At 71.0% G+C, this 20,380-nt stretch carries 15 protein-coding genes and 1 pseudogene; 5 read left to right on the top strand and 11 right to left on the bottom strand.

What is annotated here, in order from left to right; genetic code table 11:
- Positions 1–24: 24 nt before the first annotated feature.
- Positions 25–561: an RNA 2',3'-cyclic phosphodiesterase gene (thpR, locus tag HB662_RS01740; protein WP_168046502.1), complete on the top strand. Its 537-nt coding sequence runs from the start codon at positions 25–27 to the stop codon at positions 559–561.
- Positions 562–621: 60 nt separating this feature from the next.
- Here the strand turns inward: thpR and cysD are convergent, their stop codons facing one another.
- The 5 genes and pseudogenes from cysD to HB662_RS01715 all read right to left on the bottom strand — a co-directional run.
- On the bottom strand, positions 622–1,542 hold the full coding sequence (cysD, locus tag HB662_RS01735) for a sulfate adenylyltransferase subunit CysD (RefSeq protein WP_168046500.1): 921 nt from the start codon (positions 1,540–1,542) through the stop codon (positions 622–624).
- 87 nt (positions 1,543–1,629) lie between these two features.
- A complete protein-coding gene (locus tag HB662_RS01730; protein WP_245185375.1) occupies positions 1,630–2,421 on the bottom strand; it encodes a CarD family transcriptional regulator in 792 nt (263 codons plus the stop codon).
- A 341-nt stretch (positions 2,422–2,762) separates the two neighbouring features.
- On the bottom strand, positions 2,763–3,095 hold the full coding sequence (gene fdxA / locus HB662_RS01725; RefSeq protein WP_168046498.1) for a ferredoxin FdxA: 333 nt from the start codon (positions 3,093–3,095) through the stop codon (positions 2,763–2,765).
- A 124-nt stretch (positions 3,096–3,219) separates the two neighbouring features.
- The gene (locus HB662_RS01720; protein ID WP_168046496.1) at positions 3,220–3,534 is read right to left on the bottom strand and encodes a S4 domain-containing protein; all 315 of its coding nucleotides are present in this window, start codon (positions 3,532–3,534) and stop codon (positions 3,220–3,222) included.
- Positions 3,535–4,431: 897 nt separating this feature from the next.
- A pseudogene (locus tag HB662_RS01715) lies at positions 4,432–6,765 on the bottom strand (helicase-related protein); the annotation flags it as partial.
- A 174-nt stretch (positions 6,766–6,939) separates the two neighbouring features.
- Between HB662_RS01715 and HB662_RS01710 the strand changes: the two are divergent.
- Positions 6,940–7,995, top strand: coding sequence for a HAMP domain-containing protein (locus tag HB662_RS01710; RefSeq protein WP_168046494.1), 1,056 nt, complete (start codon positions 6,940–6,942; stop codon positions 7,993–7,995).
- Positions 7,996–8,136: 141 nt separating this feature from the next.
- On the top strand, positions 8,137–9,282 hold the full coding sequence (locus tag HB662_RS01705; protein WP_168046492.1) for an MFS transporter: 1,146 nt from the start codon (positions 8,137–8,139) through the stop codon (positions 9,280–9,282).
- 1 nt (position 9,283) lies between these two features.
- Here the strand turns inward: HB662_RS01705 and HB662_RS01700 are convergent, their stop codons facing one another.
- From HB662_RS01700 to acnA, 3 genes are all read right to left on the bottom strand, one after another.
- Positions 9,284–10,051 (bottom strand): metallophosphoesterase family protein, encoded by a 768-nt coding sequence (locus tag HB662_RS01700; protein WP_168046490.1) that lies wholly within the window; start codon positions 10,049–10,051, stop codon positions 9,284–9,286.
- Entirely contained in the window at positions 10,048–11,031 is a 984-nt protein-coding gene (locus HB662_RS01695) for a diacylglycerol kinase family protein (RefSeq protein WP_168047571.1), read from the bottom strand. Before HB662_RS01695 ends, HB662_RS01700 begins: the two co-directional genes overlap by 4 nt.
- A gap of 208 nt (positions 11,032–11,239) precedes the next feature.
- Positions 11,240–13,936: an aconitate hydratase AcnA gene (gene acnA / locus HB662_RS01690; RefSeq protein ID WP_168046488.1), complete on the bottom strand. Its 2,697-nt coding sequence runs from the start codon at positions 13,934–13,936 to the stop codon at positions 11,240–11,242.
- Positions 13,937–14,210: 274 nt separating this feature from the next.
- Here acnA and ccmA point away from each other — a divergent pair, with 274 nt between their 5' ends.
- The gene (ccmA, locus tag HB662_RS01685) at positions 14,211–14,801 is read left to right on the top strand and encodes a heme ABC exporter ATP-binding protein CcmA (protein ID WP_168046486.1); all 591 of its coding nucleotides are present in this window, start codon (positions 14,211–14,213) and stop codon (positions 14,799–14,801) included.
- Positions 14,798–15,457: a heme exporter protein CcmB gene (gene ccmB, locus HB662_RS01680; protein ID WP_168046484.1), complete on the top strand. Its 660-nt coding sequence runs from the start codon at positions 14,798–14,800 to the stop codon at positions 15,455–15,457. Before ccmA ends, ccmB begins: the two co-directional genes overlap by 4 nt.
- Before the next feature lie 6 nt (positions 15,458–15,463).
- Here ccmB and HB662_RS01675 read toward each other — a convergent pair whose 3' ends face one another.
- The 3 genes from HB662_RS01675 to trxB form a co-directional block, all read right to left on the bottom strand.
- Positions 15,464–17,821 carry a M10 family metallopeptidase C-terminal domain-containing protein gene (locus tag HB662_RS01675; RefSeq protein ID WP_168046482.1) on the bottom strand — a complete coding sequence of 786 codons (2,358 nt, stop codon included), beginning with the start codon at positions 17,819–17,821 and terminating at the stop codon, positions 15,464–15,466.
- Positions 17,822–18,233: 412 nt separating this feature from the next.
- A complete protein-coding gene (locus HB662_RS01670; RefSeq protein WP_171970199.1) occupies positions 18,234–19,142 on the bottom strand; it encodes a LysR family transcriptional regulator in 909 nt (302 codons plus the stop codon).
- Between the two features lie 143 nt (positions 19,143–19,285).
- Positions 19,286–20,257, bottom strand: coding sequence for a thioredoxin-disulfide reductase (trxB, locus tag HB662_RS01665; RefSeq protein ID WP_168046480.1), 972 nt, complete (start codon positions 20,255–20,257; stop codon positions 19,286–19,288).
- Positions 20,258–20,380: the final 123 nt, after the last annotated feature.

The following is a 20,380-nucleotide window of genomic DNA, read 5'->3' as shown; positions in this document are numbered from 1 at the left end:
CCCGGAGTCGCGGAGCGCACGCCCATGGTTCGCCTGTTCGTTGCCCTGGCCTTGCCTGATGAGGTGAAGGCCCAGCTTGCCGCCCTGGCCGGCGGCATTCCCGGTGCCCGCTGGGTGCCGCCGGAGAACTACCACCTCACGCTCCGCTTCATTGGCGAGATCGAGAGCTGGCAGGCGGAGGAGGTCGATGCGGCACTCGCCGCCATCCGCGCCCCGCGCTTCGAGCTGGCGCTGGCCGGGATCGGCACCTTCGAGAAGGGCGGCCGCATCCAGTCCATCCACATCACCGCCGAACGCAGCGAGGCGCTGACCAGGCTGCAGGCCAAGGTGGAGACGGCGTTGCAGCGCGTGGGGCTGGAACCCGAACGCCGCCGCTTCGCCCCGCATGTGACGCTGGCGCGGACCGACAAGGCGGAGACGCACAAGCTGATCGGCTTCATCCATGCCCACAGCCTGTTCCGGTCCCCGCCGGTGCCGATCGACAATTTCGTGCTGTTCTCCTCCTACCTGGGGAAGGAGGCGGCGCATTACGTGCCGGAGGTGGAGTACGAGCTGAGCTGACCAGACGCGGTCCCCCCAGGGTCCAGGCGCCCCGCCGTGTCACGAGGCAGCGGCAGCGTCCTAAAAATACCCTTCGCGCTTCTTGCGTTCCATGGAGGCGTCCTGGTCGGTGTCGATCAGGCGGCCCTGGCGTTCGCTGGTGCGGCTGTCGCGGATTTCGGCCAGTACCTGGTCCAGGGTTTCGGCGCGGCTTTCATGCGCGCCGGTCAGCGGCCAGTCGCCCATGGTGCGGAAGCGGACCCATAGGGTTTCCTCCTGCTCGCCCTGTTCCAGCGGCATGCGGGCATCGTCGCGCATGATGAGGGCGCCGCCGCGGCGCAGCATCGGGCGCGGCGCGGCGAAGTACAGCGGCACGACCGGGATGGATTCGGCCGCGATGTAGTCCCAGACGTCGAATTCGGTCCAGTTGGACAGCGGGAAGACGCGCATCTCCTCCCCCTGGTTGATGCGGGTGTTGTAGAGGCCCCACAGCTCCGGCCGCTGGCCGCGCGGGTCCCAGACATGGCCGGGGGCGCGGAAGGAGAAGATGCGTTCCTTGGCGCGGGCCTTTTCCTCGTCCCGTCGGGCGCCGCCGATGGCCGCATCGAAGCCGTGGGCGTCGAGCGCCTGTTTCAGGGCCTCGGTGCCCATGACCGACATATGAAGCTGCGAGCCGTGGGTGAGGGGCCCGATGCCGCGCGCCAGCCCGTCCGGGTTGGTGTGGACAATGCAGTCCAGCCCGAGCTCCGCCATGCGCCGGTCGCGGAAGTCGAGCATGGCCCGGAAATCCCAGCCGGTGGCGATGTGCAGCAGGCGGAATGGCGGCTTGCCGGGGGCGAAGGCCTTCATGGCCAGTTGCAGCACCACCGAGCTGTCCTTGCCGATGGAATACAGCAGCACCGGGTTGCGGAAGCTGGCCGCGGTTTCGCGGAGGATCCCGATGGCCTCCGCCTCCAGCCGCCGAAGATGTGGCGTCAGGCGGTGGGCGGTGGCGGTGGGCATGGTTCGTTGCGTCTCCGCGGCGTTGGGCGCCGCATGGCTGATGCCATGCAGGCGCCCCGGCGGGAAGTCTCTCAGGCTGCCTTGAGGTCAGGCGGCCTTGAGAAAGGTCAGCAGCTTCTCGGAGGCCGCGGCCTTGTCGGTGCGGTCGATGGCGGCGAGTTCCGCGGCCAGGCGATCCAGCGCCTGTTCGTAGATCTGCCGCTCGGAGAAGGACTGGTCGGGCTGGCCGGCGTTGCGGTGCAGGTCGCGCACGACCTCCGCGATGGCCAGCGGGTCGCCGGAGTTGATCTTCGCCTCATATTCCTGGGCGCGGCGGGACCACATGGTGCGCTTGATGCGGGCGCGGCCGCGCAGCACTTCCAGCGCTTCCGCCATGTGGTCGTCGGTGGCGAGCTTGCGCAGGCCTGAGGAGGCGGCCTTGTTCACCGGCACCCGCAGGGTCATGCGGTTTTCCTCGAAGGTGACGATGATCACCTTCAGGGACATGCCGGCCACGGGCATTTCCTCGATGCCCTGCACCTGGCCGACGCCATGGGTCGGGTAGACCACATGGTCGCCTGGCTTGAACTCGGGCGGCGGGCCCTTGGGGCGCGGTGGCGGCAGTGGCGTGCCATCCTCCGGGTCCTCGACCCGCGCGGCGCCGCCGCGCTGGGAGAACATCGGCGGACGCGGCGCATTGGCGGCCATCGAGCCGGGGCGGGGCGGCGGGCGGTGCGGCGGCGGCGGGCTGTCCTGGCGCGGCGGCGTCTGCGGCGTGCCGAACTTCACCGGCGCCTTTTCCGTCTTCACGGCATCCTTCACCGGGCGATCAGCCTCCGTCTTTCCGGCTTCGGTCTTCGCAGGAATGTCGCCGGTTTTCGCCTGGGCGGTTTGCTTCATTTGGCGACCCGATTCTGCATCCCGCACCAGATACCGACCCCAGGCCATCGGCTGGGGCGGCCCGGTCTGGGCATGTCATGGACCCGATGGGCAGAAAACCTGCGCGCTTCGCCGCAGTTTCCGATCCCATTGATAATATAATACAAACCCGCGCGGATTTCCACCCCGCGGGCGGAATCGGCATCCCGGGGGTGCTGGCGGCGCTTCCGGGGCCCACGGGGGCGTATATCAGGCCCCTGCCGGGGACCGGCGACAAAGCCCTGCCGGGGACCGGCGACAAAGCCCTGCCGGGGACCGGCGACAAAGCCCTGCCGGGGACCGGCCTTGCAGCAGGGCGGCGATCAGACCTTGCCGGGGGCGGGGTCGAACAGATCCTTCTTGCCGGGCTTGTCCTTCCACTCATCCGCATCCGCCGGCGCCTCGCCCTTGCGGGTGATGTTCGGCCACTGGCTGGCATAGGTGCGGTTCAGCTCGACCCAGGGCGTCGCCTTGTCGTCGCTGTCGGGCAGGATGGCTTCCGCGGGGCATTCCGGCTCGCAGACGCCGCAGTCGATGCATTCATCCGGGTGGATGACCAGCATGTTCTCGCCGACGTAGAAGCAGTCCACCGGACACACCTCCACGCAGTCCATGTATTTGCACTTGATGCAGTTCTCGGTGACGACGTAGGTCAACTGCGCCTCCGGCGGGGATGCGGGGCCGCGCCCATTGGCGGCTCCACCGCCGCACCCCTGCGGGGCCGCGGCACGCCCCAAATGGCCCAGCATCCCGCGCAAGGCAAGCGCCCGCACCGCAACATCACGGGGGCGCGCGCTCTGGCCCGGGGTCCGATGCAGGGTCCGAGAGGTCCTCGTACAGTCCGCGCGCCTCGCTGGCCGGCCCCCGGCGGGAGGCGAGCGCCAGCACCCGCCACACCCGCACGTCGCTGCCCATGCCGAAGGTCAGCACATCCCCCGGCCGCAGCTTGTAGTGCGGCTTGTCGGTGCGCTGGCTGTTGATGCGGACCCGCCCGGCGGCAACCTGCCGGGCACACTCCGTTCGCGTCTTCGCGGTGCGCGCGCACCAGAGCCAGAGGTCGAGCCGCTGCCAGGCGGTCTCTGCCTCCACAGCCACGCGTCAGTCCTTGCGGAGCTTCAGCTGCGCCAGCACCGCGAAGGGCGAATCCGGCTTGGGGCCGGAGGACCATTCGCGCGGCGCGCTACGGTCGCCACCCCGGTCCCCGCCCCGATCGCGATCCTGGCGCGGATAGCGGTCACCGCCGCCCGGCTTGCCACCGCGATCCGGACCACGGTTCGGGCCCCGATCCGGGCCCCGGTCGGGGCGCGGGCCACGATCATCACGGCGCGCTTCCTGCGGCGCGCCTTCGGGGCGTGGCGCACCGCCTTGCGGGCGGTCGTTCGGGCCGCGCGGCGGACCGCGACGCGGGCCCTCATGGCGCGGCCGATCCTGACCTGACCGATCTGGGCCCGACCGATCCGGGCGCTGTGCATCGGCGGCGGCTTCCGGCGGCGGGGACACGCCGGGCGGCAGGCCGTCCACGCGCCAGTCGCGGCGCGGGCCATGGTCCACACGTTCCCGCCGCGGAGCATCGCGACGCGGACCTTCCCGGCGCGGGCCTTCCGGCCGGGCCGGACGCAGCTCGGGCGGGATGGGCGGGCCGAAATAGACCGGGCGCGGGCCTTCCGGACGCGTACCCTCGGGCCGGGGCGCACGATCCGGGCGTGGACCGCGCGGAGCGCCACGTTCGCCCCGCGGCTGGTCGCCGCGCGACTCGTTCCGCTCCGGCCGGCCATCGCGGCGTGGGCCGCGCGGGCCGGCGCGATCCTGGCGCACCACGGAAATACGGGCCGGGAGCGGCGGGCCGAATTCACCCTCCTCCAGCGGCGGGGAGGGCATCAGCCGGAAGCCCATCGCCTCCAGCGCCATCGGCAGCGTGTCGCCCTTCACGCCGAGGCGCGACGCCAGGCCTTCCGGCACCGGGGCCGGGGCGCGGCGGGTCAGGTAGCCCAATTCGCCTGCGATCCGCTCCGCGACATCGAGCCGCAGCAGCACGCGCCCGGCCGGCAGCCAGCCGGCCATGATGGCGAAGCCCTGCGGCCAGCCTTCCGGCCCGCGCGGCGTATTGGGATCGGCCGCCGCATCCTCCGCCCCGCTTTCGGGCACGGTCTCGGGCAGGGTCACCGAAACCAGGCCCGGGTTCGGCAGCAGCGGCGTCGGGATGTTGCGGCGCAGCGCCCAGAGCTGGGCGCGCAGGCCCATGGCACGCGGCTTCAGCACATCCGGCAGGTACATGGCATAGCGCCCGGCGCGGATGCCGATGGCCTTCAGGCGCGCCCGCAGATCGGCCGGGATCTCCCGCTCCGTCGCGCCCGGGGCGAGGCCCATGGCCTCGCGCAGCCGGAAGGCCGGGCCGCGCAGGGTGTTGTCCTCCGCCGCCTTGGCCTCGATCGCCTCCAGCCCGCCGAGTTCCCGCTTCACCAGCGAGTCCAGCCAGGCGGCCAGGCGCACCCGGACGCGTTCGCGCTGGGCGTTGTCCAGGAATTCCGTGGCGATCACGTCAACATGCGGCTTCAGCGGTTCCGGGCCCGGCCGCAGGCGGGCGATCTCGGCCTCGTCCCACACCACGCGGTGCTGCGGCGTCAGGCGGAAAGCCTCGTCCTTCGCGGTTTCCAGCGCGGCCAGGCGGCGCGGGATTTCCTCGCGCAGCGCACGCCGCGCGGCGCGCAGGACCAGGCGCTTGTCTTCCTCCTTGGTCGCTTCCGGGTCCGGCTGGAAGTGGAAGCCGGTGACCTTGCCGACCGTGTGGCCCTCGACCACGACCTCGCCCTGGCGGGTCACGGCGGAGAGCAGCGTCTCCTCCGTATCGTCCAGGCGGCGGATCAGATGCGCGGCGCGGCGGTCGACGAAGCGGGCGATCAGGCGCTCATGCAGCGCGTCGGAGACCGCTTCCTCCGCCTTGCGGGCTTCCGCCTGCTGCGTCGCCGCATCGGAGATCCAGTCGGCGCGGGCGGCGATGTAGGACCAGATGCGGATGTTGGCGAGGCGGGCCATCAGCGTATCGAGGTCGCCCTCGACATTGCCGAGGGCGGCGATGTTGCCCGCCACCCAGTCGCTCGGCAGGCGGCCTTCGGTGGCGAGATGGCCGAAGATCTTGGCGCAGAGCCGGGTGTGGCTGTCATCCGCGATCTTGCGGAAATCCGGCACCTGGCAGGCTTCCCACAACAGCCGAACGCGGGCGCGGCCCTGGCCGAGCTGGCGGATTTCCTGCTCGCGGGACAGGGCATTCAGCGTGATGTGGTCGACCGCGTCGTTGCCCTTGGAGAGGCCCGGCGTGGGCGGGGTGGCGGCCAGGCTGTCCAGCAGCCCGTCGATGCTGGCGAAATCCAGGTCCGAGTTGCGCCAGGCGATCTGGGTCAGGGGTTCGAAGGCATGGCCCTCGATCTGCCGGGCCAGTTCCTCCGGCAGGGGAGGGCATTCGGCGGTGGTGCCGAAGGTGCCGTCGCGCATGCCGCGGCCGGCGCGGCCGGCGATCTGCGCGGCTTCCTGGGCGTTCAGCGCGCGGATCTGGTGCCCGTCGAATTTCTGCAGGTCGGCGAAGGCGATGTGGTCCACATCCATGTTGAGACCCATGCCGATGGCATCGGTCGCGACCAGGAAATCCACTTCGCGGTTCTGGTACAGCGCCACCTGGGCGTTGCGGGTGCGGGGCGACATGCGGCCCATCACCACCGCGCAACCGCCGCGGCGGCGACGGATCGCCTCCGCGATCGCATAGACCTCGGCCGCGCTGAAGGCGACCACCGCGCTGCGCGGCGGCAGCTTCGTCAGCTTGGCCGGCCCGGAATGGGTCAGCTGGGAAAGCCGGGGGCGCGTCTCGATCTCGGCCTGCGGCACCAGGCGCTGCAGCAGGGGCCGGATGGTCTCGGCGCCCAGGAACATGGTTTCCACCATGCCCCGCGCATGCAGCAGGCGATCCGTGAAGATATGGCCGCGATCGGCATCGGCGCAGAGCTGGATTTCATCCACCGCGACGAATTCGGCGCGACGGTCCAGCGGCATGGCTTCCACCGTGCAGGCGAACCAGCGGGCCTCGGGGGGGACGATCTTTTCCTCCCCGGTGATCAGCGCGACGTATTTCTCGCCCTTCGCCGCAACCATGCGGTCGTAGTTCTCGCGCGCCAGCAGGCGCAGCGGGAAGCCGATGATGCCGGAGGCATGCGCCAGCAGGCGAGTAATCGCCAGATGCGTCTTGCCGGTGTTGGTCGGGCCGAGCACCGCGCGAACGCGCGGGGCAAACATCTGGCCGTGGGAACTGTGATGGTCGGACATATTGGTATTCGGCATGGTCCGTGGGGGCAGCGGTTGCGTGGCACGGCGCCGCGCCCTTGGCAACTGCGGGCGGCCCTTGAAGGCCCCCCGGAGTGATCGTGCGCCTGGCAACGAAGCGTCAACCTTGCTGCTTCAGCCTGCCCTTCGTGGCCCATCCCCCCATGGCCACGCCCGGGCAGGAGGCCCTGCATGTCCGCCACGTTTCGCCACGGGCTGGATCGTATCCAGCCTCGCGCCGACATAATCGCGGCCCACCCAGAGCGGCAGGATGCGCGCTCGGGCCGCCTCGCCTGGTATGCCGGGCTGGGTGCGCTGGTCGCCCTCTGCCTTGCAGCCGCGCTGCTGCTGCCCCGCATGGCCATGCCGGGCGGCTCGCCCCCGACGGCGGAGGAGGCGCTCTCCCTGCTGTCGCCGCGGCCGCCGGAGCCGGCGACGCTGGGCGGGCTGGGCCGCGCCCTGACCGTTCTGGAACGCGACCTCGCCACCTGGCAGCGGCTGGTGGCGCCGGAAGGCGCGGTGGATCTCGGCAGCCTGCGGCAGCGTGCCGCACAGCTCACCACCCTGCGATCAAGCGCCGCCGCGACCCTTCCTGCGGCCGAGTCGCGCCCGGATATGCGTCCGGATGCCCGCGCCGAGGCGCGGCCGGAGCCCCGCGCCGAGGCGCGCACGGAGCCGATGGCCGATCCCAGCCAGGTGGCGCTTGTCACCCTGGCGGTGACGCTGGGCGGGGCGACGCTGCTGGCCGGCATCGTGGCGCTGATGATGGAACGGCTGCTGCTGGCGCCGTTCCGGGCACTGCGGAGCGTCGCCGCCGCCATGGCGGAAGGGCACCTGGACATCGCCGTGCCCGGCACCTGCCGCGACGATGAGGCCGGTGCCCTGGCCCGTGCCCTGGAACGCTTCCGGCTGGCGGCCCTGGCCGTGCGGCGCGAGGCCTGCCTCGATTCGATGACGCTGGAGGAGGCCGGCGACCGCATGCTGGCGGCCTCGGGCGAGATCGAGCGCATCGCCGCCACAGCCGCCGCCCGCGGCCTGGAAGCCAGCTTGGCAGGGCGCCGGAGCGAGGCGGAACACATTCAGGTGGCACAGGGTGCGCGCCAACTGGCCGAACAGGTGGTGACGATCCGCGACGCCACCGATGCCGCCAGCGCCGCGCTGGCCCGCATGACCCAGGGCGTGGCGCGGATCGACATGCCAGGCCCGCCGGACGCGACGCGGGAGAGGGTCGCGGTGATGGCGGGCTGAGTCAGCCCTGGCGCACCCCGGCAGCATCCCGACAATCAAGGTCGGCAGCGGGGCCAGGGCTGACCCCTTCCGGCACGGTCGCGGCCGATTGTCTGCGCCCGGCCCCTTGGCGGCGGCCGCCGCAGCGGCCAGCCTGGGGCGGTGAACCCCGCCTCCCGCTTCGTCCTGCTCTACAGCGCGCAATTCGTGGTTGTGGGCATCACCCTGCCTTTCCTGCCCTCCATCCTGGCGGCGCGCGGCCTGTCCCCGGCCGAGGTCGGCGTGCTGCTGGCGGTGGCCTCCGGCGTGCGGCTGCTGGCGGGGCCGGCGGGCGGGCGGCTGGCGGATGCACTGGGCGATGCGCGGGTGCTGCTGGTGGCCGGCGCCGCGCTGGCGGCGCTGGCCGCCTGCGGCTTCCTGCTGCCGGCGGGCTTCGGCCTGCTGCTGCTGGTGATGGCGCTGCACAGCGCCGCCTTCGCCCCGGTGGTGCCGCTGACCGATGCGCTGGCGCTCGCCGCCTCCCGCGCGCCGGGGGGCTTCGATTATGCCCGGGTGCGCGCGGCGGGCAGCATCGCCTTCATGCTGGCCGCCATTGTCGTCGGCCAGGCGGTGGCGCTGGCCGGCATCCAGGCGGCGGCCTGGCTGCTGGTCGGCGGGCTTGCCGCCACCTCGCTCGCCGCGCTGGCGCTGCCCCGCCTTGCGCCGCGCGCCGGCCGGGCGCCGGCGCGGGGCTGGGCGGGGTTCCTGGCGCCGCTGCGCATTCCCGCCGTGCGGCGGCTGATGCTGGTCTCGGCGCTGATCCAGGGCAGCCATGCGCTATATTACGGCTTCGGCACCCTGCATTGGCAGGCGGCGGGGCTGGGCGCCGGGCTGATCGGCGGGCTCTGGGCCGTCGGCGTGCTGGCGGAGGTGGCGTTGTTCCTGTGGGGGCGCGGGCTGGTGGCGCGGCTCGGGCCGGTCGGGCTTTCGCTGGCCGCGGCCGCGGCGGGGGTGCTGCGCTGGGGGATCACGGCGCTGACGGTCGATCCCTGGCTGCTGGTGCCGGCGCAGATGCTGCACGCGGCCACCTTCGGCATGCAGCATCTGGCCACCATGGCGGTGCTGGCCCGGGTGGTGCCCCCGGCCGAGGCCGGCACGGCGCAGACGCTGCATGCGGCGCTCGGCGTCGGGCTGTGGATGGGGCTGCTGGCGCTGGCCTGCGGGCCGCTCTACGCCGCGGCCGGTGGCGCCGGTTTCTGGGCCATGGCCGGGCTGTGCCTGCTGGCGCTGCCGGCCAGCCTCGCCCTGGGCCGCGCCCTGAAGCGATGAACTACTTCGCCGGCGGCAGGTCTTCCCAGCCCTCGCCGTGCCACTGCCGAGGCGTGACCCGCGCGCGGCCGTCCTCGACCAGGATGCGGTTATAGGCGTTGGGCGTGCCGCGCAGCCGGTGGGAGGTGGCGCTGCCCGCCTGGGCCACCACCAGCCCACCCTCCCGCACCGGCCGCACGTCGCCCAGATGCAGGTGGCCGGTCAGCACCAGGCGCACATCGTGCCGGGCGAAGGCAGCCAGTGCCGGCTCGGCATTGCCGACCAGCCGGGCGCCCGGCTTCAGCTCCGGCGCCAGGAAGGGGTGGTGCGCCACGACGATGCGGAACAGCCCGGGCGGCAGCGCCGCCAGCCGGCCTTCCGCCGCCGCCAGCCGCGTGCCGGAAACCCGGCCGCGCGCCCAGTTCAGGTAAAGCCCGGCGCGGCGGGCGGTGTTCATGCCGACCACCGCGATCTCGGCATCCTCGAACACCGGCTCCGTCACCTCCTGCACATGGCGGCGCCAGCGGCGATACGGGTCCGTGAAACGCTCCATCAGGTTGTAGGGGGACATGTCGTGGTTGCCGGGCACGATCAGCCGCGGTGCCGGCAGCCCTTCCAGGAACGCCATCGCCGCGATGAATTCCTCATGCCGCGCGCCCTGGGTCAGGTCGCCGGAGATGGCGATCAGGTCGGGCGCCCAATCCGCCAGCTCCTGTGCGAAGCTGGCCACCACCTTGGGGTCCTCGGCGCCGAAATGCAGGTCCGAAAGATGCGCGACGCGGCGCGTCATGCGACCGGCGGCACGGAGGAGGAAGGCACGGGATCGGTCTCGGCCGGCGGCGTTTCGGCCGGCGGGCCGGGCACGATCACGCGCAGCGCGCCGGGGTGGATGCGGTAGACCAGCGGCGGCGGCAGCAGCACCGCCTCCCCGTCATTCATCACCCGGATCGCCCTGCGCGCGGAGCCGATTGTCACTTCCTGCGCCGTGCGTTCCTGCACGAGGCGGGAGCCGCGCCAGGTTCCGAGGAACATGCCCGCCATCATCTTGACCCACCACCACGCCCCGTAGCGACGCGCGACGTACAGGGCGAGTTCCCCCGCATCCAGCCGTGGCCGGGCCATCATCAGGCCGAACCCCTCGGCATAGCGGTTGTTGGCCACCGCCAGCGCCCGGGTCCACAGCCGCACGGTGCGCCCTTCGCCCAGCCGCACGCTGAGCCGCATCGGCCGGTGCCGCCATTCGGAACGCAGCGCGGCAAGCGCGAACAGCAGCCGCGGCCGCCAGCCCACCTTGCCCCGCCCGCGTTCCCGGTGCCGGCCGAGCCAGGACGGGCTGCCGAGCACGGAGGAACACAGGAAGACATGGCCGTTCACATCCGCCACGTCGATGGCGCGGATGGTGCCATGGGCGAGTGCCGCCGCCGCCGCCTCCAGCTCCAGCGGAATGCCGAGATCCTTTGCCAGCAGGTTCATGGTGCCGAGCGGCAGGATGCCAAGTGCTGCCTCGCCGCCCATCAACCGTGCCGCGGCGGCGGCGATCGAGCCATCCCCGCCGCCAACCACCACGGCCTGCGCGCCCATCGCCACCGCCTGGTCCAGCCGGGCCAGCAGGCCGTCGGCATGTTCCGGCACCAGCACGGCCTCCACGCCTGCTTCCGCAAGGTGACGCGTGACCTCGGCCTCGATCGTGTCGCGGCCGAGGGCGGTGCCGGAGGCGGAGTTGATGACGACGGCGACCCGGCGTGGGGAGGGGCCGGCAGGGGGCGAAATCGGCAGGTTCGGGCTCCATTGATGTGGCGCGGTGAGAGCGGCGGGGAAGCGCGAAGGTTCCGTGATCGCGATGTTACACCAGTTCGCGCGGGTTGCGGCCTGAACCCTGACAGCCTCCGCGCCGGATCTGGTGTCGCGGCGCGGCCACGAAAAAGGGCGCGGCCCCTGCGGACCGCGCCCCTTCCGACCTGTTCCGGCGAAGGCCCGATCAGGCCGCCTTCGCCATCCCGCGCAGCACGTAGTTCAGGATGCCGCCGTTCTTGTAGTACTCGACCTCATCCGCCGTATCGACGCGGCAGAGCAGGCTGGTCTGGTGCGTCGTGCCATCCGGGCGATGGATCACCATGCCCACCTGCATGCGGGCCTTCAGATCCTCCAGCCCGATCAGGTCGATGGTCTCGGCGCCGGTGATGCCGAGCGACTTGCGGTCCTCGCCATTCTGGAAGACCAGCGGCAGCACGCCCATGCCGACCAGGTTCGAGCGATGGATGCGCTCGAAGCTCTCGGTGATCACGGCCTTCACGCCGAGCAGGAAGGTGCCCTTGGCCGCCCAGTCGCGGGAGGAGCCGGTGCCGTATTCCTTGCCGCCGAAGATCACCAGCGGCACGCCCTCCGCCTTGTACTTCATGGCGGCGTCGTAGATCGGCAGGATTTCGCCCGAGGGGTGGTGCTTGGTCATGCCACCCTCGATGCCCGGCACCAGCTCGTTGCGGATGCGGGTATTGGCGAAGGTGCCGCGCATCATGACTTCATGGTTGCCGCGGCGGGCGCCGTAGCTGTTGAAGTCGTGCTGGCGAACCTGGTGTTCCAGCAGGTAGTCACCCGCCGGGGACGCCTTCTTGATGGCACCGGCCGGGGAGATGTGGTCGGTGGTGATGCTGTCCGCCAACTCGGCCAGCACGCGCGCCCCGGTGATCGGCGGGATCGCCGGGATCTCCATCGTCATGCCGGTGAAGTAGGGCGGGTTCTGCACGTAGGTGGAGCCGCCATTCCAGCGATAGGTGTCGCTGTCCGTATCGACGCGGATCGCCTGCCACTGCGCCGGTCCCTTGAACACGTCACCGTAGCGCTGCATGAACATCTCGCGGGAGACGGCGGAGTGGACGGTGTCGTTCACTTCCTTCTGGCTCGGCCAGATGTCCTTCAGGAAGACCGGCTGGCCGTTGCTGCCGGTGCCGATCGGGTCCGTGGTCAGGTTCAGCTTCACCGTGCCGGCCAGCGCATAGGCGACCACCAGCGGCGGCGAGGCCAGGTAGTTGGCGCGGACGTTGGCGTGGACGCGGCCCTCGAAGTTGCGGTTGCCGGAGAGGACGCTGGAGACGACCAGCTTGTTGTCCTCGATCGCCTCCAGGATCGGGTCTTCCAGCGGGCCGGAATTTCCGATGCAGGTGGTGCAGCCATAGCCGACGGTCTGGAAGCCGAGCGCATCCAGGTCCGCCGTCAGCCCGGCCTTGTCGAGGTATTCGGTGACGACCTGGGACCCGGGGGCCAGCGAGGTCTTCACCCAGGCCTTCGGCTTCAGGCCGAGCGCCCGCGCCTTGCGCGCCACCAGGCCCGCCGCGACCATGACATAGGGGTTGGAGGTGTTGGTGCAGGAGGTGATCGCCGCGATCACCACGTCACCATGGCCGAGATCGTAGTTCTTGCCGGAAACCGGCACGCGCAGATCGGCCTTGTCGCCCGGCACGCCCATGGTGCCGGCAGCCAGGTCCTTGCCGAAGCTGGTGGAGACCTGGGTCAGCGGCACGCGGTCCTGCGGCCGCTTCGGGCCGGCCATCGAGGGCTCGACCGTCGACAGGTCGAGTTCCATCGTGTCGGTGAACACCGGGTCCGGCGTGGAGGCATCGCGCCACAGGCCCTGCGCCTTGGCATAGGCCTCGGTCAGCTTGATGCGGTGCTCGTCGCGGCCGGACAGGCGCAGGTAGTCGATGGTGGTCTGGTCCACCGGGAAGAAGCCGCAGGTCGCACCGTATTCGGGGGCCATGTTGCCGATGGTGGCACGGTCGGCGAGCGCCATGTCCTCCAGGCCCGGGCCGTAGAATTCGACGAACTTGCCGACGACGCCCTTCTTGCGGAGCATCTGCGTGACCGTGAGGACCATATCGGTGGCGGTAACGCCCTCACGGACCTTGCCGACGAGCCGAAAACCGATGACGTCCGGGATCAGCATGGCGATGGGCTGGCCGAGCATCGCGGCCTCGGCCTCGATCCCGCCGACGCCCCAGCCGAGCACGCCCAGGCCGTTCACCATGGTGGTGTGGCTGTCCGTGCCGTAGCAGCTATCCGGGAACACATAGGTGTCCGGGCCGTCCTGCGCGGTCCAGGCAACCTGCGCCAGGTATTCCAGGTTCACCTGGTGGCAGATGCCGGTGCCGGGCGGCACGACGCGGAAATTCGCGAAGGCGGACTGGCCCCAGCGCAGGAATTCATAACGCTCGCCGTTGCGCTCGAACTCCACATCGACGTTCTTCTGCAGCGCGTTGGCCGTGCCGGAGAAGTCCACCATCACCGAGTGGTCGATCACGAGGTCGACCGGAACCAGCGGGTTCACCTTCTTCGGATCGCCGCCCAGCTTGGACAGCGCATCGCGCATCGCGGCCAGGTCGACCACGGCCGGAACGCCGGTGAAATCCTGCAGCAGGATGCGGGCGGGGCGGAACGGCACTTCCTTGGTGGAGGAGCCCTTCTCGAGCCAGGCAACCACGGCCTTGGCGTCGTCCACCGTGTAGCTGCGGCCATCCTCGAAGCGCAGGACGTTCTCCAGCAGCACCTTCAGGCTGACCGGCAGCCGGCTGGGATCGCCGATGGCGGCGGCAGCCTCGGGCAGGCTGAAATAATGATAGTCCTTGCCGTCCACCTTGAGGGTACGGCGGGTCTTCAGGCTGTCCTGCCCGATCATCCGCATGGTCCGGGGTCCCCGTTCGCGTGGCGCCGGGTTGGGTGCCACCCCGGAAGCGGGGCGCCTCCGCCAAGCCTGGCGCGGTTCCGCCGTGCCGCTTTCGCGACCGCAGCAGGCGGCTTAAACCACAGCGACCCGGAGCGGTCCATCCGCTACAGGCCGTTATGGGTGGCGTGACGCAGGGTTGTATGGCGCGGCGCGGGGGTGCGCCGTCCGGATCAGGTCGGCCAGCCGGCCTTCCGGGTTGTTTTCGTGCGCGGGTGGGGTTGGGGAGAACAGGGTGCTTGAAGCGCGCGAACTGGCCTGCTGGCGGGGCGACCGCGCGATCTTTGCCGGATTGTCCTTCAGCCTGGAGGCGGGTGGCGCACTGCTGCTGCTCGGCGCCAACGGCGCCGGCAAATCCAGCCTGCTGCGCCTGCTGGCCGGCCTGATCCCGGCCGCCGAGGGCCAGTTGCTGTGGCAAAGCGAGGATGCGCTGGCCGATCGCGTCGCACATGCCGGCCGGCTGCGCTACCTCAGCCACCAGGATGCGCTGAAGCCGAGCCTGACGGCGCGGGAGAATCTTTCCTTCTATGCCCGCCTCTGGGGCGGCGACGTCGCCGCCGCGCTGGGCAGCGTGGGCCTGGCCGATCTGGCGGAGTTGCCGGCGCGGATGCTGTCCTCCGGCCAGAAGCGGCGGCTGGCGCTGGCCCGGCTGGCGCTGGCGCCGGCGCCGCTTTGGCTGCTGGATGAGCCGACGGTGGGGCTGGATGCGGCCTCCGTCACCCGGCTCGGCGGCCTGCTCGCCGCCCACCGGGCCGCCGGCGGCGCCGTGATCGCCGCCACCCACCTGCCGCTGCCCTTGCCTGGCGCGCGGGAGCTGACGCTGTGAGGGGCTTCGGCGCCGTGCTGGGGCGGGAAATCCGGCTGGCGCTGCGGCATCCGGCGGACAGCCTGGCCGCCGTGCTGTTCTTCGTGCTGGTCTGCGCGCTGTTCCCTTTCGGCATCGGCCCATCGCCCGAGATCCTGTCCCGCATCGCCCCCGGCGCGCTGCTGGCGGCGGCGCTGCTGGCCGCGCTGCTGCCGCTGGACCGGCTGTTCGGGGCGGAGGCGGAGGATGGCTCGCTGGACCAGCTTCTGCTGTCCGGCCTGCCGCCCGCGGCGCTGGCGGCGGCCAAGGCGCTGGGCCATTGGGTGGTCACCGGCCTGCCGCTGCTGGCCGCCACCCCGGTCGCGGCGGCCATGCTGAACCTGCCGGTGGAGGCCTGGGGGGCGGCGATGCTGGCACTCGGCCTGGCCACCGGCGTGCTGTCCCTGTTCGGCACGGCCGGCGCGGCGCTGACGTTGGGGGCGCGGCGTGGCGGCGTGCTGCTGCCGCTGCTGGTGCTGCCGCTGTCGATTCCCGCGGTGATCTTCGGCGCCGCGGCGATCGAGGCCGCGGCCGCCGGGCTGACCCCGCGGCCCTATCTGCTGCTGCTGGCCGCCCTGCTGGCCCTGGCCGCGCCGCTGGCGCCGCTGGCTGCCGGCGCGGCGCTGCGCGGGGATTGAACCGGCTCAGGCGGTCCAGACCGCCTGCGACATCTCCGGCGCCGCCTCCGTCTCGAAGCGGAAGCGATCCTCCGTCATCTCGGCCAGCGCGACGTTCCGCAGCAGCACGTCGCCGCCATTGCCCAGCACCAGCAGCGTGTGCCGCCCCTGGTCCAGCAGCGCCGCCAGCGCCGCGGTGGCATCGGCGAACAGGCCGTCGAGGTTCAGCCAATCCTCCACCACGTCGAAATCGCTGATCAGGCTGCGCCCGGTGCTGGCCTGGGAGAAGCCGAAGGTGTCGGCGCCCGCCCCGCCGAGCAGCGTGTCGTTGCCGGCGCCGCCGGAAAGCGCATCGTCGCCCGCCTCGCCCATTAGCCGGTCGTCGCCGGACTCGCCCTTCAGCGTGTCGTCGCCCGTACCGCCCAGCAGCGTGTCGTTGCCGGCCAGGCCGTTCAACTCATCATCGCCCTCGAGCCCGGACAGCCGATTATCCAGCAGATTGCCGCCGATCTCGTTGTCCTGCGCATTGCCCACCCCGCGCCGCGCCTGGCCGGTCAGGCTGAGGCCCTCAATGTAAGGCACGAGACGGAAATCGATGCCGGCGAGGACCAGGTCCTCACCCTCGCCCTCCCGCTCCAGCAGGCGGTCGCCGGGGTCGTCCACGAGGTAGGCGTCGTCGCCGGCGCCGCCGAACATGCGGTCCCGGCCGGTGCCGCCATCCAGGCGGTCATCGCCATCGCCGCCATAAAGCCGGTCGTCGCCCGCGCCGCCGATCAGGAAGTCGGCGCCGGCATTGCCATCCAGCCGGTCATCGCCGCCGCCGCCCGAGAGGTTGTCGTTGCCGTCGCCGCCGGTGAGGAAATTGGCGAAGCCGTTGCCGAGGATGCGGTTGTCGCTTGCGTTGCCATGGCCATGCGCGGCGCCGGCGGCCTCCGCCAGCAGCAAGGTCTCCAGCCCCTCCGGCAGCCGCCAGCCGACCGCGGCGATGGCGGTGTCGGTGCCTTCGCCCGCCAGTTCCAGGACCCGGTCGCCGGCGGTGTCGATCAGGTAGGTGTCGTTGCCGGTGCCACCCACCAGGCTGTCCGCCGCCGCGCCGCCATCCAGCGTGTCCGCGCCTTCCTGCCCCAGCAGCGTGTCCCGGCCATCGCCGCCGCGCAGGTGGTTGGCGGCGCGGTTGCCCAGCATGCGGTCGTCGCCGCTGCCGCCGATGACGTCCTCGATCAGCGCGCGGGGGTCATCCTCATGCAGGAAGGCATTGTAGAGATTGCGCTGCGCCAGGACGCTGCGGGGCGGAGCGGGGTCATTGGCGGGAGTGAGGTCCGCAAGCTGCCCGGCCGACAGCACGGAGCCCTCGCCCGGCGTCAGGTCGATGCGCAGGCCGGTGCCATAGGCCGCAAGATCATAGGTATCGCGGCCGCCGCCATCCCAGATGGTCAGCAGGATTCGGTTGGCCAGCGGCGCGCCCTGGCCCACCCCATCGACGAAGACCTCGCCGGTCAGCGGGTCGAAGCGGTAGGTGGTATCGCCGGAATGGGTCTCGTAATTGGCGCCGTACAGATGCTGCAGGGCGCGGATGTCATAGGTCATCCAGGTCTGCGGCAGGTCGTGGCTGCCGCGCACCGGCTGGTCGTCCTCGGTGCCGCCGGGATGCATCCGGTAGGCCATGTTGGTGAACTCGATCCCGTCCCGCTCCAGCGGCATGGGCTGGCGGGAGGAGCCGGGGTCGCCGGCCTCCGAATGCGGGTGGGACAGGCCGAGCGCGTGGCCCAGCTCATGCTGGATCACATGCCAGGCGACGCTGCCAGGCGTCGGGTCCAGCAGCCCGCCCGGCCCCGCGGCGAACTCCACGAGGGACAGCCAGGTGTCGCCGCCGCGCATGCCGGGGGCCAGCCCCGCGGCGATCTCCGGCTGGAATTGCGGAATGCCGGGGAAGGCGGCGAGGCCGAAGACGCCCGTCAGCTTCGCCGCCACGCCGAAGCGGATGGTCGCCTCCGCCGCATCCTCGGTCCGCTCCAGCGTCAGGCCGGTGAAGCTGGCCAGGGAGGTGAGGCGCTGCTGCGGACCGCCCGGCACATCCGTGCTGCCGGCCAGGATCAGGTCCAGCGCGCGGCCCAGCGCATCGGTCGGCGCAACGGCCTGGTCCGCCCTGGCGATCGGAAAGGCATCGCCCCAGGATTCGGGGTCCGGCAGGGCGTAGGCCAGGCGCGGGCCGGACCAGGCCGTGCCGGCCAGCAGCGAATCGAGGGTTGCGTCGCCCGTATAGGTCGTGAAGTCCCAGGACCGCGTGGGGCTGCCGGCAGCATCGGCGGTGGGCAGGGAAAGGCTGGCGTGCAGGGACGCAGCCTCCGTGTTCCGAAGGCCGATGCCCTCACAGATGACGCACATGCGGGACCCCGGATCTTCACACGGCACCCGATTCGGGCGCGGCGGGATCAGGCTAGGCTGCCGTGGCCCGACCGATACCCTGACGCATGCCTCTTGCGTTCAAATGCCAGTGAATCACCCTGGGCGGAGGGTGGGCCAAAAAAAAGGCCGCCAACCCGTTGGGGCAGCGGCCTAAGTCAAACAGGGAGGCTTCACGTCTGGGAGACGAAGGGGTTCGAGGCTCGCCTCGAATGACCCTGACCCGGCGTCGCCGCCGGGACACCCCCTACATAGTGTGCGCTGCATCATGATGGATGGGCGAATTAGGATGATCGGCCATGCGCCTGATGCATGGAGGGAAAATACAACCTCGTTATTCACGTAGCTCATCGAAGCGTGCGAATTCGGAGATCACTCCATCCGGGGTTGTGGGTCAGCCGGTCGCCTGCAACCGGCCGGGCATCGCCAGCTCCGCCACCAGGAAGTCGCGGAAGACCGCCACGCGCTTCGAATGGCGCAGTTCTTCGGGATAGACGAAATACGCCTCGATCCGCGGCGCCTTGAGGTCGGGCAGCACCTGCACCAGCCCGTCCAGCTCCTCGCCCATGTAGTCGGGCAGGGCGGCGATGCCGAGTCCGCTGCGGACGGCAGCCAGGATGCCCGGCAGGCTGTTCATCTCCAGCACCGCGCGGCGGGTGGAACCGGGCCGGCGTCCGGCTTCCTGCAGCCAGTTCACCGATTCGACCGGTGGGCGGTAATCGCCATAGACGATCATCCGGTGGGCATCGAGATCCTCGGCCCGCATCGGCATGCCGGCGGTCTTCAGGTAGTCCGGCGCGCCGCAGACGCGCCAGCCGAAGGTGCCGAGGTTGCGCTGGATGAGGTCCGGCTGCCGCGGCGGGTGCAGGCGGATCGCCACATCGGCCTCCCGCATCGCGAGGTCGAGATCGGCATCGTCCAGCACCACGGTCAGCGTGACATCCGGGTGCAGCGCCATGAAGCGGCGCAGCCGTGGTGCCAGCCAGACGCTGCCGAATCCGGTGGTTGTGGTGACCTTGAGCCGTCCGGTCGGGCGTTCCCGGCTTTCGGTGAGCAGGGCTTCCGTCATCGCCAGCTTGGCGAACACCTCCCGCACCGCGCGGTTCAGCGTCTCCCCCTGCTCGGTCAGGATCAGGCCGCGGGCGTGGCGGTGGAACAGCGGAACCTGCAGCGCCTCCTCCAGCGCCTGGATCTGGCGCGAGACGGCGGATTGGGAAAGATTCAGCGTCTCCCCGGCATGGGTGAAAGACCCCGCTTCGGCGACGGCGTGGAATACGCGCAGCTTGTCCCAATCCAACGGCATGCCTGCGCCCGATTCCCTGTTCCTGTTGCCCGCAAACTGACATGTACGGACATGATTTGAGTAGCATGCCAGTTGCTAACCGGGCGCTTTTTTCCCGGACATTGATGAAGCTAGCATTAGAAATCCCGAACCGGTGTCCGGTTTCAGGCCGCCTCGGTCTCCACCGCCGGCAGGTGGGCAAGGAATTTCTCCGCCTCCAGCGCCGCCATGCAGCCGGTGCCGGCGGCGGTGACCGCCTGGCGGTAGATCTTGTCCTGCACGTCGCCCGCGGCGAAGACGCCGGGAATGCTGGTCTGGGTGGTGCCGGGGGTGGTGCGGATATAGCCCTCCGCATCCATGCCCAGCTGGCCCTTGAACAGTGCGGTCGCCGGGTCGTGCCCGATCGCCACGAACAGGCCATGCACCGGCAATTCGCTGGTCGCGCCGGTCTTCAGGTTGCGCAGCGCCAGCCCGCGCGCCACCGCCACCCGGCCGCTGGAATCGGCCAGCACGGAGTCCACCGCGGTGTCCCAGATGACGGAGACGTTGGGCCGCTCGAACAGCCGGTGCTGCAGGATCTTCTCCGACCGCAGGCTGTCGCGCCGGTGGATCAGCGTGACGTGGCGCGCCAGGTTGGACAGGTACAGCGCCTCCTCCGTCGCGGAATTGCCGCCGCCGACCACGGCCACGTCCTTGCCGCGGTAGAAGAAGCCGTCGCAGGTGGCGCAGGCGGAGACGCCGAAGCCGGACAGTTCCTTCTCCCCGGGAATGCCGAGCCAGCGGGCCTGCGCGCCGGTGGCGATGACCAGCGACTCCGCCTCATACACCACGCCGGAATCGCCGGTGCACAGGAAGGGCCGGCGGCCGAGATCGACCTGCGTGATCACGTCCTGGATCACCTGCGCGCCGACATGCGCCGCCTGGGCCTGCATCTGCTCCATCAGCCACGGGCCCTGGATCGGCTCGGCGAAGCCCGGGAAATTCTCCACCTCCGTCGTGATGGTGAGCTGCCCACCCGGCTGCAGCCCGGCCACCACCAGCGGCTTCAGCCCGGCGCGGGCGGCATAGATCGCGGCGGTGTAGCCGGCGGGGCCGGCGCCGAGGATCAGCAGGCGGGTGCGTTGGGTCTGGGACACGGCGGCATCGATTCCGGCAGGGGAGGGGGAGGGGCTGGTCGCAGGGCTTCATATCGGCTGCGCGGGGCCGATGCTCAACCCGCAAGGCCGCCTCCGGCGCGGTTACGCAGGAAATGGCGGTCT

It is taken from the genome of Falsiroseomonas frigidaquae (assembly GCF_012163145.1).
Classification (GTDB): domain Bacteria; phylum Pseudomonadota; class Alphaproteobacteria; order Acetobacterales; family Acetobacteraceae; genus Falsiroseomonas; species Falsiroseomonas frigidaquae.
The sequence above is the reverse complement of the archived record's forward strand: the minus strand, read 5'-3'. Positions and strand labels throughout refer to the sequence as shown.

Excerpts from the sequence above, each read along its gene's own strand:
- HB662_RS01670 (WP_171970199.1), bottom strand. The coding sequence starts at position 19,142 with ATGCCGTTGGATTGGGACAAGCTGCGCGTATTCCACGCCGTCGCCGAA.
- thpR (WP_168046502.1), top strand. The coding sequence starts at position 25 with ATGGTTCGCCTGTTCGTTGCCCTGGCCTTGCCTGATGAGGTGAAGGCC.
- acnA (WP_168046488.1), bottom strand. The coding sequence starts at position 13,936 with ATGCGGATGATCGGGCAGGACAGCCTGAAGACCCGCCGTACCCTCAAG.
- cysD (WP_168046500.1), bottom strand. The coding sequence starts at position 1,542 with ATGCCCACCGCCACCGCCCACCGCCTGACGCCACATCTTCGGCGGCTG.
- HB662_RS01675 (WP_168046482.1), bottom strand. The coding sequence starts at position 17,821 with ATGTGCGTCATCTGTGAGGGCATCGGCCTTCGGAACACGGAGGCTGCG.
- HB662_RS01730 (WP_245185375.1), bottom strand. The coding sequence starts at position 2,421 with ATGAAGCAAACCGCCCAGGCGAAAACCGGCGACATTCCTGCGAAGACC.
- HB662_RS01710 (WP_168046494.1), top strand. The coding sequence starts at position 6,940 with ATGTCCGCCACGTTTCGCCACGGGCTGGATCGTATCCAGCCTCGCGCC.
- HB662_RS01700 (WP_168046490.1), bottom strand. The coding sequence starts at position 10,051 with ATGACGCGCCGCGTCGCGCATCTTTCGGACCTGCATTTCGGCGCCGAG.